The organism is Streptomyces sp. NPDC056486, from assembly GCF_042795295.1.
Lineage (GTDB): Bacteria > Actinomycetota > Actinomycetes > Streptomycetales > Streptomycetaceae > Streptomyces.
Genome location: NZ_JBHTSF010000007.1, coordinates 62,415 through 74,579 on the forward strand (window position 1 = coordinate 62,415; position 12,165 = coordinate 74,579).

General features: G+C 71.1%; 10 protein-coding genes. 5 read left to right on the top strand and 5 right to left on the bottom strand.

Annotated elements, in window-relative coordinates:
• Nucleotides 1-56 precede the first annotated feature (56 nt).
• Nucleotides 57-638, top strand: coding sequence for a DUF6518 family protein (locus tag ACFQ7F_RS05750; protein WP_383266618.1), 582 nt, complete (start codon nt 57-59; stop codon nt 636-638).
• 18 nt (nt 639-656) lie between these two features.
• Here ACFQ7F_RS05750 and ACFQ7F_RS05755 read toward each other — a convergent pair whose 3' ends face one another.
• Nucleotides 657-1,988: an aspartate aminotransferase family protein gene (locus tag ACFQ7F_RS05755; protein WP_383266620.1), complete on the bottom strand. Its 1,332-nt coding sequence runs from the start codon at nt 1,986-1,988 to the stop codon at nt 657-659.
• Nucleotides 1,989-2,078: 90 nt separating this feature from the next.
• On the opposite strand from ACFQ7F_RS05755, the gene ACFQ7F_RS05760 reads away from it, so the two are divergent.
• The 3 genes from ACFQ7F_RS05760 to ACFQ7F_RS05770 all read left to right on the top strand — a co-directional run bounded on the left by ACFQ7F_RS05760 (nt 2,079) and on the right by ACFQ7F_RS05770 (nt 6,664).
• Complete coding sequence (locus tag ACFQ7F_RS05760) at nt 2,079-2,987, top strand: LysR family transcriptional regulator (protein ID WP_383266622.1); 909 nt, start codon at nt 2,079-2,081, stop codon at nt 2,985-2,987.
• A 62-nt stretch (nt 2,988-3,049) separates the two neighbouring features.
• Complete coding sequence (locus ACFQ7F_RS05765; RefSeq protein ID WP_383266625.1) at nt 3,050-3,367, top strand: hypothetical protein; 318 nt, start codon at nt 3,050-3,052, stop codon at nt 3,365-3,367.
• 168 nt (nt 3,368-3,535) lie between these two features.
• On the top strand, nt 3,536-6,664 hold the full coding sequence (locus ACFQ7F_RS05770; protein WP_383266627.1) for an ATP-binding protein: 3,129 nt from the start codon (nt 3,536-3,538) through the stop codon (nt 6,662-6,664).
• Here the strand turns inward: ACFQ7F_RS05770 and ACFQ7F_RS05775 are convergent.
• From ACFQ7F_RS05775 to ACFQ7F_RS05790, 4 genes are all read right to left on the bottom strand, one after another.
• On the bottom strand, nt 6,645-7,436 hold the full coding sequence (locus ACFQ7F_RS05775) for an ABC transporter permease (protein WP_383266629.1): 792 nt from the start codon (nt 7,434-7,436) through the stop codon (nt 6,645-6,647). The two genes, ACFQ7F_RS05770 and ACFQ7F_RS05775, sit on opposite strands and share 20 nt — an antisense overlap.
• Nucleotides 7,433-8,443 carry an ATP-binding cassette domain-containing protein gene (locus ACFQ7F_RS05780; RefSeq protein ID WP_383266632.1) on the bottom strand — a complete coding sequence of 337 codons (1,011 nt, stop codon included), beginning with the start codon at nt 8,441-8,443 and terminating at the stop codon, nt 7,433-7,435. The genes ACFQ7F_RS05775 and ACFQ7F_RS05780 overlap by 4 nt, the downstream gene beginning before the upstream one ends.
• A 91-nt stretch (nt 8,444-8,534) precedes the next feature.
• Nucleotides 8,535-10,154: a VWA domain-containing protein gene (locus ACFQ7F_RS05785; RefSeq protein WP_383266635.1), complete on the bottom strand. Its 1,620-nt coding sequence runs from the start codon at nt 10,152-10,154 to the stop codon at nt 8,535-8,537.
• Nucleotides 10,155-10,183: 29 nt separating this feature from the next.
• On the bottom strand, nt 10,184-11,419 hold the full coding sequence (locus ACFQ7F_RS05790; protein ID WP_383266637.1) for an AAA family ATPase: 1,236 nt from the start codon (nt 11,417-11,419) through the stop codon (nt 10,184-10,186).
• A 249-nt stretch (nt 11,420-11,668) separates the two neighbouring features.
• Here ACFQ7F_RS05790 and ACFQ7F_RS05795 point away from each other — a divergent pair, with 249 nt between their 5' ends.
• On the top strand, nt 11,669-12,160 hold the full coding sequence (locus tag ACFQ7F_RS05795) for a DUF3995 domain-containing protein (protein WP_383266639.1): 492 nt from the start codon (nt 11,669-11,671) through the stop codon (nt 12,158-12,160).
• The last annotated feature ends 5 nt before the right edge of the window (nt 12,161-12,165 follow it).

The following is a 12,165-nucleotide window of genomic DNA, read 5'->3' on the forward strand; positions in this document are numbered from 1 at the left end:
GGGGTCAACTTCCCCTGTGACGCGGGAGAATCCTGTTCAGCCGATATCGTGCAGACATGAAGATCATATCGGGGGGCTTCGCGATCGGGGTGGCGTTCGGGGCGGCGACGGCGCTCGTCAACGCGCTCTCGTCCCCGTACTCAGAGCTCGGGATGCCGTTGACGGGCACGGTCGTGGGCATGACGGCCAAGGTGCTCAGTCTGCTGTTCGATGCAGGCTGGTCCTGGGCCGCGCTGGCAGTGCTTACGGGCTGGCTGGCCAGAAGCCTTACGCGGGGCGCAGTTGTGGGAGCACTTTCGCTGGTGGGCGCGACGGTGGCGTACTACGTCACGGACGCCACCGTCGCGGACGCCGGTACGGACACGGGTGTCTGGGTGGCGGTGGGGGTGCCGTTCGGGCTGGTCCTCGGTGCGCTCGGCTCGGCCATCAGGCGCCCCGGGGCGATCGGTCTGCTTGCCGCGTTGGTGGTTCCGGCGGGGGCCGCGGCGCAGATGATCGTGATGCCGCCCAGGCCGCACCTCACGATCACCCCGTCCATTGTGGTCGCCGAGGTCATCGTCTGGACATGCGCCGTGCTCGGCACCGCGTGGGCGGTCCGCCGATTCTGGACCCAGCGGAACACGGCCGCGACGGTGTAGTCCCGGGGCGAGGCATCATCAGAGTGCGGTGCAGGCCTCGCCTATCGCCTCGTCCAGAATCGTCAGGCCGAGCGAGAGCTCGTCCTCGGTGGCGGTCAGTGGCGGCGCCATCCGCAGGACCCCGCCCATGCCGGGGAGTTGGACGATGTTCATGTGCAGGCCGAGTTCGAGGCAGCGCCGGGTGACCTGCGCCCCCAGCTCGTTCGAGTTCTGCTTCGTCTCGCGGTCGACGACGAGTTCGAGCCCGGCCAGCAGGCCCCGGCCACGGATGTCGCCGACGACCGCGTGCCGCGTGGCGATGTCCGTCAGGCCGTGGTGGAGGAACGCGCCGAGCGATCGCGCGCGCTCGTCGAGCTTGTCGCCGATCAGGACGTCGAGGACGGTGTTGCCGACCGCGGCCACCAGCGGGTCGGCGACGTGCGTGGTGAAGAACAGGAACCCGCGCTCGTACGCCTCCTGCTCGATCTCGGCGCTGGTCACCACAGCTGCCAGGGGCAGACCCGCGCCCAGTGTCTTGGACAGCGTGAGGATGTCGGGAACGACGCCGTCGCGCTCGAACGCGTACCAGGTCCCGGTGCGGCACAGGCCGGTCTGGGCCTCGTCGAGGATCAACAGCATGCCGCGCTCCCGGCACTTGGCCTGCAGCGCCGCGAAATACCCGACGGGCGGCTCGATGATTCCGCCGGAGCTGAGAATGGGTTCGACGAGGCACGCGGCCAGGCTGCCGGTCGACTGGGCGTCGATCAGGTCGAAGGCGAAGTCCAGCTGGCGGCGCCAGTCCAGCGAGCCGTCGTCCGTCGTGAAGTCGGGCCGGTACGTGTTCGGCACGGGGATGGCGAAGTTGCCCGGCGCGCCAGGCCCGTAGCCCTTGCGTCCGGCGCTGTAGGTGGCGGACGCGGCGCCCTGCGTCATGCCGTGCCAGGACCGTGCGAACGAGACGATCTCGTGCTTGCCGGTGACGAGCTTGGCCATCCGGATGGCGGCTTCGTTGGACTCGGCGCCGGTCGTCAGGAGCAGCGCCTTCTCCAGTGGTGCGGGCATCGTGTCGGCGAGTCGCCGGGCGAGGTCCACCACCGGGCGGCTGAGCATGCCGCTGAAGAGATGGTCGAGGGTCGCCACCTGCCGCTGGACGGTCGCGACGATCTCCGGGTGCGAGTGGCCGAGGATCGCGCTCATCTGGCCGGAGGTGAAGTCGAGGATCTTGCGGCCGTCCGCGGTGAACAGGAAACTCCCGGCGGCACGGTCGATGATCTCGCGGGTGAACTCGCCGCCGTAGCGCACGAGATGCTTCTCGGCATCGGTCCAGAAGGTCTCGGTGGACGGCAGCGGGGCGGTGGTCGAGGTGGTCATGCCGTCGACGGTAGGCGGCGGCTGAGCGACACGTCCATCTCACGATTCCGGCTTTCCTGTACGGGAAAACCGCACAACAATGAGGGCGTGATGAACCCCTTGCGGCTGCGACTCCTGAGCCAGCTCGACACGCTGGGCACGGTTCGTGCGGTCGCCCAGGCCGCGAACCTGAGCCCGTCGAGCGTGTCCCAGCAGCTCGCCGTCCTCGAGACGGAGACGCGCACGCAACTGCTCGAACGAACAGGATGCCGGGTGCGGCTTACCCCGGCCGGGCTGATCCTCGCTCGCCGTGCGCGGGCGATTCTCGACCACATGAACAGCGTGGAGGCGGAGCTGCGCGGGTTCGGCGAGGAACCGGCCGGGCTTGTGCGGCTCGGGGCGTTCCAGAGCGCGATCCACACGATGGCCGTCCCGGCGGTGAGCCGCCTCGCACGCGAGCATCCGCACCTCGACGTCGAACTCCTCGAGCTGGAACCGCACGCGAGCATGCCCGCGCTGCGGGGCGGCGACGCGGACATCATCGTCACGACCACGGACTTCGACGAGCTGCCGCTCGGACCGGACATCGACATCGTGCCGCTGGCCACCGACCCGGTCCTGCTGGTGGTCCCGCCCGGGCATCCCGCGGTCGGGCGCGGTGCCGTGGACCTCGCGGCCTACGCGGACGAGCCGTGGGCGTTCGACATACCGCAGTCGTACATGGCCAATCTGGCGCTACGACTGTGCCGTCAATCGAGCTTCGAGCCGCGGGTGGTGTGCCGGTTCAGCAACTACATGATGACCCTGCAGCACGTCGAGGCCGGACTGTCGATCGCCCTGCTGCCCGGCCTTGCGGTCGACCGGCGCTACCACGTCGCCACCAGGGAACTCGCCACTCCGGTGACACGCACGATCACGGCAGCGATCCGCCGCGGCTCACCGCCTCGAGCGGCGATCCGCGCCGTTCTGGAGGCACTGCGTCACCATCCGGAGCTGCCGTTGCCGCTGCCGGGACAGTGACATCCTTCCGCGCGATCCTGAGCAGGCCCGGATTGTCAGTGGCGGCTGCGAGGGTGGGACGCATGGACAGGGATGAGGAGTTGCTGCGCGGCCGGATCTACGGCCAGGACCATGACGACCCCCGGCGGGGCCCGCAGCCGGGACGGGATTATGCCGAGCTGGTCGGCGGGCCGCTGGACGGGCTGTTGCTGGATGTCACCGGCTGGACGAAGGGCGAGATCGATACGGGTGTCGCCCTGCCCACGGAGCTCGGGCATTTCGGCGCCGGCGGGCGGGCGATGTACGACCCGCGCCCCGAACACCTTCGTGAGGGCGCTCAGAGGCGAGCCGTCCGCCCCGGCGACCGGCGGCGCCTGGACTGGTCCGGTGACACTCCCTGACAGCCGGGCTCCGGAGCGGCGGGGTGGCGTCCGCATGGCGGGCGGCGGCTTGCTGCTGCCCCTGGCTTCTGCTCAACCACGAACGTATCGAGGAGATGCCCGGCTGAGATCCCGTCCGGCCGTGGCGGCAGTTGGGGCGGCCGTCGGCGCCTTGGTTAATCTGCACGGGTGACCACCGACCTGACCCTGCTGCCGCGTGTCGCCTACCGCGGGCAGGAGGTCACAGCGCCCCGTCTCCGCGGCCTCCTCGCGCTCCTCGCGGGGGACGTGGGCACGGGCTGCAGCACCGAAAAGCTGGTGGCGGGGTTGTGGCCGGACGCGTTGCCGGAGCGTCCTGGCAAGGCGTTGCAGGTCCTCGTGTCCAGGGCGCGGACGCAGCTGGGCGCCGACGTCATCGCGAGCACGCCGACCGGATACCGGCTCGCCCTCGCCGAGGACCGGATCGACAGCTCCGCCCTGCTGCGGCACGCCGCCGTGAGCGCGGAGCGGGCCAGGGCCGGGGACCACGCGGGAGCGCTGGCCGCGGCCGAATCCGGGCTCGCGCTGTGGGAAGGCACCCCTGTCGGGGCAGCCGACACCGACGACCCCGTAGCCGCGTTGCGCACCGAACGTGCTCCCGTCCGGGGCGCGCTCGTGCGCGCGCGGGCGCTCGCGCTCGCCCGCCTCGGACGGCACGCGGAGGCGGCCGGGCCACTGGCCGAGACCGCTTCGCAGCATCCGCGCGACGAGGAAGTCCTCGCCGAGTCGCTGCGCGGCGAGGCGGCGACGGCGGGCCCTTCCTCCGCCCTGACGCGGTACGAGGCCTACCGCCGTGAACTGCGCGATGCGCTCGGCACGGAACCCGGCGCCCGACTCAAGGCCGTACAGCAGGAGTTGCTGCACGGCGAGGCCCCCGTGGTCCGGCACGGCGTGCCGCACGAGCCGAACCCGCTCATCGGGCGTGACGAGGACATCGCGGCGGTGGAGCGGCTGTTGCAGGCCTCCCGCGTCGTCACCGTCGTCGGCCCCGGCGGCCTCGGCAAGACCCGGCTCGCGCACGCCGTCAGCCGCCGGGCCGAGCAGCGCGTGGTGCACTTCGTGCCGCTCGCCGGAGTCATCGCGGACGAGGATGTGGCCACGGAGGTGGCCGCCGCGCTCGGCGCGGGCGAGGGGCGGCACGGCGTCGTGAGCGGCCACACCGCGGCCGACCCGGTGTCCGGCATCCTCGGCGTGCTCGGCTCCGGGCCCGCCCTGCTGGTCCTCGACAACTGCGAGCAGATCATCCGGGGCGCCGCCGACCTCGTACACGCCCTGGTCTCGTCCTCGAAGGAGCTGCGGGTGCTCGCCACGAGCCGCGCCCCGCTGGACCTCACGTCGGAGGCGGTGTACGCGCTGCCGGAGCTCGGCCCCGACACCTCGGTGGAGCTGTTCACACAGCGGGCCCGGGCCGCCAGGAGCGGCGTGCGGCTGCCGCCGGACGCGGTGGCCGAGCTGTGCCGTCACCTCGACGGACTGCCGCTCGCCGTGGAGTTGGCCGCGGCACGGGTACGGGTCCTTTCGGTACCGGACATCGCCCGCCGCATCGGTGACCGGTTCGCACTCCTGCGCGGCGGGGCGCGGGACGTGCCGGAGCGCCACCGCACGCTGCACGCGGTCGTGGAGTGGAGCTGGAACCTGCTCGGGCAGGACGCCGGAGCGGCGCTGCGCACGCTGTCCGTCTTCCCCGGAGGGTTCTGCGGCGAAGCGGCGGAGCAGGTCCTCGGCGAGGATGCGCTGTTCCTGCTCGAGCAGCTGGCCGGTCAGTCGCTGCTCACCGTCACGGACACCCCGGTCGGCGTGCGGTTCCGGATGCTTGAGTCCGTACGGGAGTTCAGCGCGGCCCGGCGCACCGAGGCCGGCGAGGACGAAGAGGCCGTCGGCCGGTTCCTCACCTGGGCGCGGGACTTCGGAGTCGCGTACCACGACGCGCTCTTCGGCTCACGACCGCTGGCCGCCCGGGAACGGATCAGGGCCGAACAGGACAACCTCGTACCGGCCCTGCGGCACGCCCTGGCCCGTGCGGACGGCCCCGCCACCGCAGCCCTCACCGCCGTCCTCGCCGCGCTGTGGTCCACCGACTCCAACTACCCCCGCCTCGCGACCCTCGCCGCGGACACCGGCCCGCCGCTGTCGCACTACTATCCCGGGCCCGAGTACGTCGAAGTCGCCCGCGCCGCCGCGGTGTTGTGCACGGGGGGCCTGTTCATGAACTACGGCCCGCGTGCCGTACGCCAGCTCGTCACTCTCCGGCGACTTCCCGCGGCCCCGCCGGACACACTGCCGCGTGCGGTCGCGGTGGTGCTGAGCGCGGTCCCCGAGATACGGCCCCCCGACTACGACGTGCTGCACACGCTCTGCGCGAGCACGCGGCCGCTGGTCGCCGGTATCGCCGAGTGCGTGGCCACCTATGCGTGGGAGTACGAGCACGACATCGACCGCGCGCTCGCAGCGGCTCGCCGGATGATCGCCGCGCTGACCCCGGTCGACAACCCGTTGTTGCAGCTCATGGGGCATTCCCGGCTGAGCGAGCTGAGCTTGCGGGCGGGACAGGGCACGGCCGCGTACGAGCACCTCACGGCGGCGCTCGACGTGCTGCCGCGGCTCGGCGACGAGCACGACTACATCGGCATCCGCTCGGCCCTCGTCCTCGCCTGCCTGCAGCGCGGCGACCCCGAGGAGGCCGAGTACTGGCTGCGGCAGGCGGAGGGTGACAACACCCCGCAGGAGGACACCTTCTACAGCCCCGATCTCGGCACCCGTGCCGAGATAGCGCTCGCCCGCGGCCTTACGGATGTCGGGCTCGGCCTGTGGCGCAGCGCCCTGGAGCGGATGCCCGAGGCCGGCTCGTTGCACGGCGGCGACCCCTGGCTCGACCCATGGGCGCTTCAGATCCAGTCGGCGGCGGTGACGGCGCACGCGCACGCCGGCCGTCTCGAACTCGTCGTGCAGCCGGTCGACCGGCTGCGCAGGCGGCTGGGAACGCTGCTCGGTGGCCCGTCACGCTCGCCCGTGGAGCTCCCCGTGTTCGGTACGGTGCTGCACGCGCTCGGCATGGCGGATCTCGTGTCCGGCGAGGCCGCCGCCGTACGGATGATCGCGCTGGCCGAACGGCTGCGGGTGCTGCGCGAGTTCCAGCCGACGATGTCGGCGGCCCGTGCCCGGCAGGCCGCCGAGGACGCCGACCGGGCGGCGTACGCCGACGCGGTGTCGCGGTACGCCGCCCTGGAGCGGGACGAGCTGTGGGAGGCGACCCGCGTGCTTACTTCGGGGCGCGGTTGAACAACGACGTCGACCAGCGGTAGCCGACCGCGGCCAACCCCAGGCACCAGGCGATGGTGATCCAGCCGTTGTTGCCGATCTCGCTGCCGAGGAGCAGGCCGCGCAGGGTCTCGATGGCCGGGGTGAACGGCTGGTGCTCTGCGATCGGCTGGAACCAGCCCGGCATGGCGTCGACCGGGACGAAGGCGCTGGAGATGAGGGGGAGGATCATCAGCGGCATCGCGTTGTTGCTGGCCGCCTCTGGATTCGGGCTGGCCATCCCCGCCCCGACCGCGATCCAGGTGAACGCCAGGGCGACAAGGATCAGCAGCCCGAACGCCGCAAGCCATTCCAGAGCCGTGGCGTCGGTGGACCTGAACCCGACGGCCACGGCGACGGCGCCGACGAGGGTCACGCTCATGACCGCCTGCAGCACGCTTCCGACGACATGCCCGATGAGCACGGAGCCGCGGTGGATGGCCATCGTACGGAAGCGGGCGATGATGCCCTCGGTCATGTCCATGGAGACGGACACCGCGGTCCCGGCCGGGGTGGCGCCGATGGTCATCAGCAGGATGCCGGGGACGAGATAGGCGACGTAGTCGGAGCGGTCCGCGCCGCCACCGCCGATGCCCGCGCTCATCACGTCGCCGAAGACGTAGACGAAGAGCAGCAGTAGGACGATCGGCGTGAGCAGGATGTTCAGGGTGAGGGACGGGTAGCGCCGCGTGTGCAGGAGGTTGCGGCGCAGCATCGTGGACGAGTCGCGTACGGCGAGCGGCAGGGAACTCATCGGACGGCCTCCTCGCGCTGGTCGGTGGGCCGGTTGGTGCCGCTGGTCAGGGCGAAGAAGACGTCGTCGAGGTCGGGGGTGTGCACGGTCAGCTCGTCGGCCTCGATGTCGGCGGAGTCGAGCCAGTCGAGGATGGAGCGCAGCTCGCGCTGGCTGCCGTCGCTGGGGATCTGCAACGACAGCGCCTCGTCGATGGGGGTCCCTGCTCGAGCGAAGCCGAGAGCTTGGGGGAGGGTGACCTCACGGAGCGCGAGGGCGGCGGACCGGTAGGCGGCCGGGTCGGAGAAGCGCAGCCGGACGTGCCCGCCGGGGATGAGCCGTTTGAGTTCCTCGGCGCTGCCTTCGGCAGCGATCCTGCCGTCGCTCAACACCGCGATGCGATCGGAGAGTTGGTCGGCTTCCTCCAGGTACTGGGTGGTGAGGAAGACGGTCACGCCACCGGAGACGAGCTCGCGGATGATGGCCCACATGTTGTGGCGGCTGCGCGGGTCGAGACCCGTGGTCGGTTCGTCGAGAAAGATGATGCGCGGGCCGCCGACCAGCGTCATGGCGAGGTCGAGGCGGCGTTTCATGCCGCCGGAGTAGGTGGATGCGGGCTTGTTCGCGGCCTCGGTGAGGTCGAAGCGCTCAAGCAACTCGGCGGCGACCCGGCGGCCTTCACCGCGGGGGACATGGTGCAGGTCGGCCATGAGGAGCATGTTCTCCGTACCGGTGATCAGGCCGTCGACGGCGGAGAACTGCCCGGTGACGCCGATTCCGGCCCGCACGGCTTGCGGGTCGACGGCCAGGTCGTGGCCGCCTACGCGCAGGTCGCCCGTATCGGCCGTGATGAGAGTGGAGAGGATCTTGACGACGGTGGTCTTGCCGGCCCCGTTCGGGCCGAGCAGCGAGAAGATCGTGCCTTGGGGTACTGCCAGGTCGATGCCGTCGAGGACCGTCTTGTCCCCGTAGGCCTTGCGCAGCCCCGTGGCCGCGATGGCGAGCGAGGACGGTGTCGAAGTGGTCATGCCGCAGAGGTTGCGGCAGGGCGCATTCAGCGGGGTTTCACGATGGTTTCAGCGCGCTGGAACCGGGGGGCGGGAGGGGAAGCCGGCCGGGTCAGATCACGCGGAAGAGGTCGGCGGCGGCGTGGACGTCGGTGAAGTCCTCGATGGAGCGGAGGTTGTCGCACAGGGCCTCCAGGACCGAACCGGCGTCGGCGGCGCGCGGAGCGCCGATGGCCACGCCGAAGACACGGAAGCCCAGCAGGTGCTTGGCGTCGTTCCAGCCGCGCGTCCATTCCTCGGTGACGTCGCATTCGTCGTCGGTGAGCATCACGATGTCGCCACGGGTGCGGGCGGCGTCGTTGAACTCCTCCTCCAGCAGCTCGGCGGCCGCGGTCAGCGGCCTCTGGTAGCTGGTGCCCCCGCCGAGGAACGTCTCCGCGAAGTCGAGCACCTGGCCGATGTCGGCGGCCTTGTCGGCCGGGAAGCGGAAGACCTGGAGCTTGTCGGCGGCGGAGAACAGGATGCCGACGAAGTCACGCTTGGCGTGGCGGGCCTGATCGAGCAGTGCCAGTGCGCACGCCTTGGCCCACGCCTCCCGGGTGACTCCGCCGGGCCCTGCCACGTACATGGAGTGCGACGTGTCCACGCACGCGATGACGGCGCCCTTGCCGGTGGTCTGCTCTCCCTGGATGTCGTAGAGCATCAGCTCTCCGGCGGCGTAACGCGCGGCGAACACAGCACGCAGCTCGGGCAGGCCGAGGTTGGCCAGCTCGGAGGGGATGACGCGGGAGAGGTCGTCGCCGAGTGTGACGCCGACCAGCTCCCCGGTGGCGTTCTCCACCTTGCGGGCGCGCTCACCACCGGCCATCTGCCGGAAGCGGCCGATCAGTTCGGCCCACTGGGCGAGACGGCCGGTGCGCAGCCGCTCGGCGAGTCGGGCACGCTCGTCGAACGACATCCGCTCAAGATCGCCGGGGCCGACGCCCCACGCCCGCATCAGCGCTGCCTCATCCCGTACGGCTTCGGCGGCCTTCGCCGCCGCGCTCCCCGCTCCGGCACGGATGCCGGGTGCCGCCGCCGCGAGAACCCGTGCGGCGTTCCGCGCGGCCTGGCGTGCATCGGCAGCGGTGGCCTCGGCGGCCTCGATCGCCTGCTGGACGGCGTGGGCGGCCGGGTCCGGCACGGTGCCTTCCTCGTCCGCCCCGTCGGCGGCCTGCTGGAGAGCCTCGCTCACGGCGGTCGCCGCGCCGTCGGCGTCCTGCTGAGCCCTGTCCGCCTGCTCGGCCTGTTCCTGGGCGTCCCGGGAGCGCTCAAGGATCCGGCGCAGGGTGGTGGCCTGGGCGAGAACGGCCATGGCGGCGGCGTAGGGGTCGCCGCCCGTCTCGCGGCGAAGCCCGGCGAACTCCGGTGTCTCCAACAGCGCCGTGATGACCTGGTGGTTGAGCAACCGGGAGGGGACCATCTCCTCGCGCTCGCGCAACCGCGGGCTGACTTTGTAGGCGGCCAGGAAAGCGTCGGTCAGCAGGTCGGTGGCGTGGTCGAAGTGCGCGTTCAACTCCTCGGCAAGCTCGCGCAGTCCGGCCGACTGGTCGTAGGTGTCGTGCCATGTGATCTGTTCGAACCGGTCCGCGACCACGGCCGCGGTGTGCCGCACGGCAGTGGAGGTGGACAGGCCCAGCCACTTTCCGCCCCGGTTCGCCAGCTCGTCGAGTGTGCCCGGTGTCTCGGCCACGGTCTTGTTCCTGATCCCCCGGTGTTCAGTCAGAGCTGGGCCTGCATCATGCTCGCGTCAAGACCGAGGGCTTCGGTGAGAACGCGGGCGCGGACGGCGCGCTGGCGGCCGGTGACCCGGTCGATGGCGGCGGTGGAGCGTCCGGCGCCCGCGGCCTCGTCGCGCAGCTTCTCCAGCCGCTTGCCCGCCGTGGCGAGCTTGTTGTGGGCCTGCTTGATGACCCAATCGCTCAGCGCCTCGCGGGACTGCCCTGCCATGGCATCGAGTTGGGCCTCCAGCTCCTCGATGGTGTCGGCCAGGTCGAGAGCCTCCTTGGCGTCAGGGTTGACGAGTTGCAGCACCTCACGCTCGACGGTCGGACGCTCGGCGGGGGAGTCCCACAGCACGTGAGTCAGCACCGACAGGTCGGTCTCGGCGACCGCCGGGCGGCCGTCGAGGTACGCGGAGGCCTGGAGCAGGTTCACCGCCTGCCGCCAGCGGCGGTCGGAGGCGACGAGTTCCTTGCGGCGCAGGGCGGCCCGCAGCGTGCACACCGCGTCCACGATCACGTCGGGGACGTCCACCGCCGGGACGGAAGCGCTCACGGCGTGCTGCAACGCGGCCAGTTCGATGGTGGTCCGTTTCGGTGCCTTGGGGCGGCCGACGGCGGAACGGACCAGCGCGGCGAAGTTCGAGGGATCTTCCAGGTAGCCGACCTCGATCCGTACGAGGAGCCGGTCGTAGATCGCGGCCGAATCCTCTCCGCCGGGCAGTTCGTTGCTCGCCGTGATGGCCCCGATCAGGGGGCAGCGGATCGGCTCGCCGCCGCTCTCGGGGTGGTAGATCCGCTCGTTGAGGTAGCCCAGCGTCTCGTTCAACGCCGCCGTGGAGCACTTGAATATCTCGTCGATGAACGCGACATGCGCGGTCGTCGCGCGGCCGTCGTAGACCTGGCGGTACTCACCCCGGGCCAGTGCGGCGACGTCGATGGGGCCGAACATCCTCGTCGGCGCGGTGAACTTCGACAGGAGGATCTCCCAGTAGGACGCCCCCTCGACCCTGCCCGTGAGCTCTCGGGCCATCTCGGACTTCGCCGTTCCGGGCGGCCCGAGCACCAGCGAATGCTGTCCGGCCAGCAGCGTCACCACCAGCGTCCGCACCACGTCGGCCCGCTCATAGAAACGGTCCGACAACTCACCACTGATCGCCCGCAGTCGCTCGGCCGTCCCCTGCGCGTCCTGAGGATTCTGTGCGTCCACCGCGTTCTGGGCGTTCTGCGCGTCCATCTTCGACTCCTTGCCTTCGCCCGAGCAAGATATCTTGGAGACCGGGGCCCGCGTTCACTGCTGCGTATGCCTGATCGGCCGTGGCGCACGGGGCGAGGCGTGGCCGCTCGGGCGCTGGAGGCTCTCACCGGCTGGGGTATTGCCCGCGGCGCCGCCCCGCTTCCCGCCGACAGAATCCGTCACATCCGAGGGAACGTCTGCCGCGGATGCCTCCTCTGGTGGGTATCGATTCTCGACGCAGGAGGTCTCATGTCCGACCGCACGGCACAGCGAGCCGCCGCAGTGCTTGCCTCGGTGCTCACCGTGGACGCCTTGTTCCACCTCTACTGGGCGACCGGCTCCACCTGGCCGGCCGACGACGAGCAGAGTCTGTCGTACGCGGTCCTGGGCAGCGAGGTGCCGTTCAGCCCGCCGGTCGTCCTGCCGCTCGCCGCGCTCCTCTCGACGGCCGCGGGCTTCGTCGTCGCCCAGGCCCGGCGCCCGCACCGCCTGCTCCGGCTCGGAACACTCGCCGTGGCGGGCGGGTTGTGCCTGCGCACGCTGGCGGGTATCTACTGGCTCTTCGCGCAGGACACCGGGTCCGCCTTCTACCGGCTCAACCTCGGGCTCTACACCCCGCTGTGCGCGCTGCTGTGCGGTGCCGCGCTCCGGGTCGCCCGGCGCGAGGTACCCGCCCTCCGGCAGGGCGTGGCCCTGCCGGAGGACACCATGCGTGAGGAAGATGCCGTACGTGTCCGATGAGGAAA

Excerpts from the sequence above, each read along its gene's own strand:
- ACFQ7F_RS05750 (WP_383266618.1), top strand. The coding sequence starts at position 57 with ATGAAGATCATATCGGGGGGCTTCGCGATCGGGGTGGCGTTCGGGGCG.
- ACFQ7F_RS05755 (WP_383266620.1), bottom strand. The coding sequence starts at position 1,988 with ATGACCACCTCGACCACCGCCCCGCTGCCGTCCACCGAGACCTTCTGG.
- ACFQ7F_RS05760 (WP_383266622.1), top strand. The coding sequence starts at position 2,079 with ATGAACCCCTTGCGGCTGCGACTCCTGAGCCAGCTCGACACGCTGGGC.
- ACFQ7F_RS05765 (WP_383266625.1), top strand. The coding sequence starts at position 3,050 with ATGGACAGGGATGAGGAGTTGCTGCGCGGCCGGATCTACGGCCAGGAC.
- ACFQ7F_RS05775 (WP_383266629.1), bottom strand. The coding sequence starts at position 7,436 with ATGAGTTCCCTGCCGCTCGCCGTACGCGACTCGTCCACGATGCTGCGC.
- ACFQ7F_RS05780 (WP_383266632.1), bottom strand. The coding sequence starts at position 8,443 with ATGACCACTTCGACACCGTCCTCGCTCGCCATCGCGGCCACGGGGCTG.
- ACFQ7F_RS05790 (WP_383266637.1), bottom strand. The coding sequence starts at position 11,419 with ATGGACGCGCAGAACGCCCAGAACGCGGTGGACGCACAGAATCCTCAG.
- ACFQ7F_RS05795 (WP_383266639.1), top strand. The coding sequence starts at position 11,669 with ATGTCCGACCGCACGGCACAGCGAGCCGCCGCAGTGCTTGCCTCGGTG.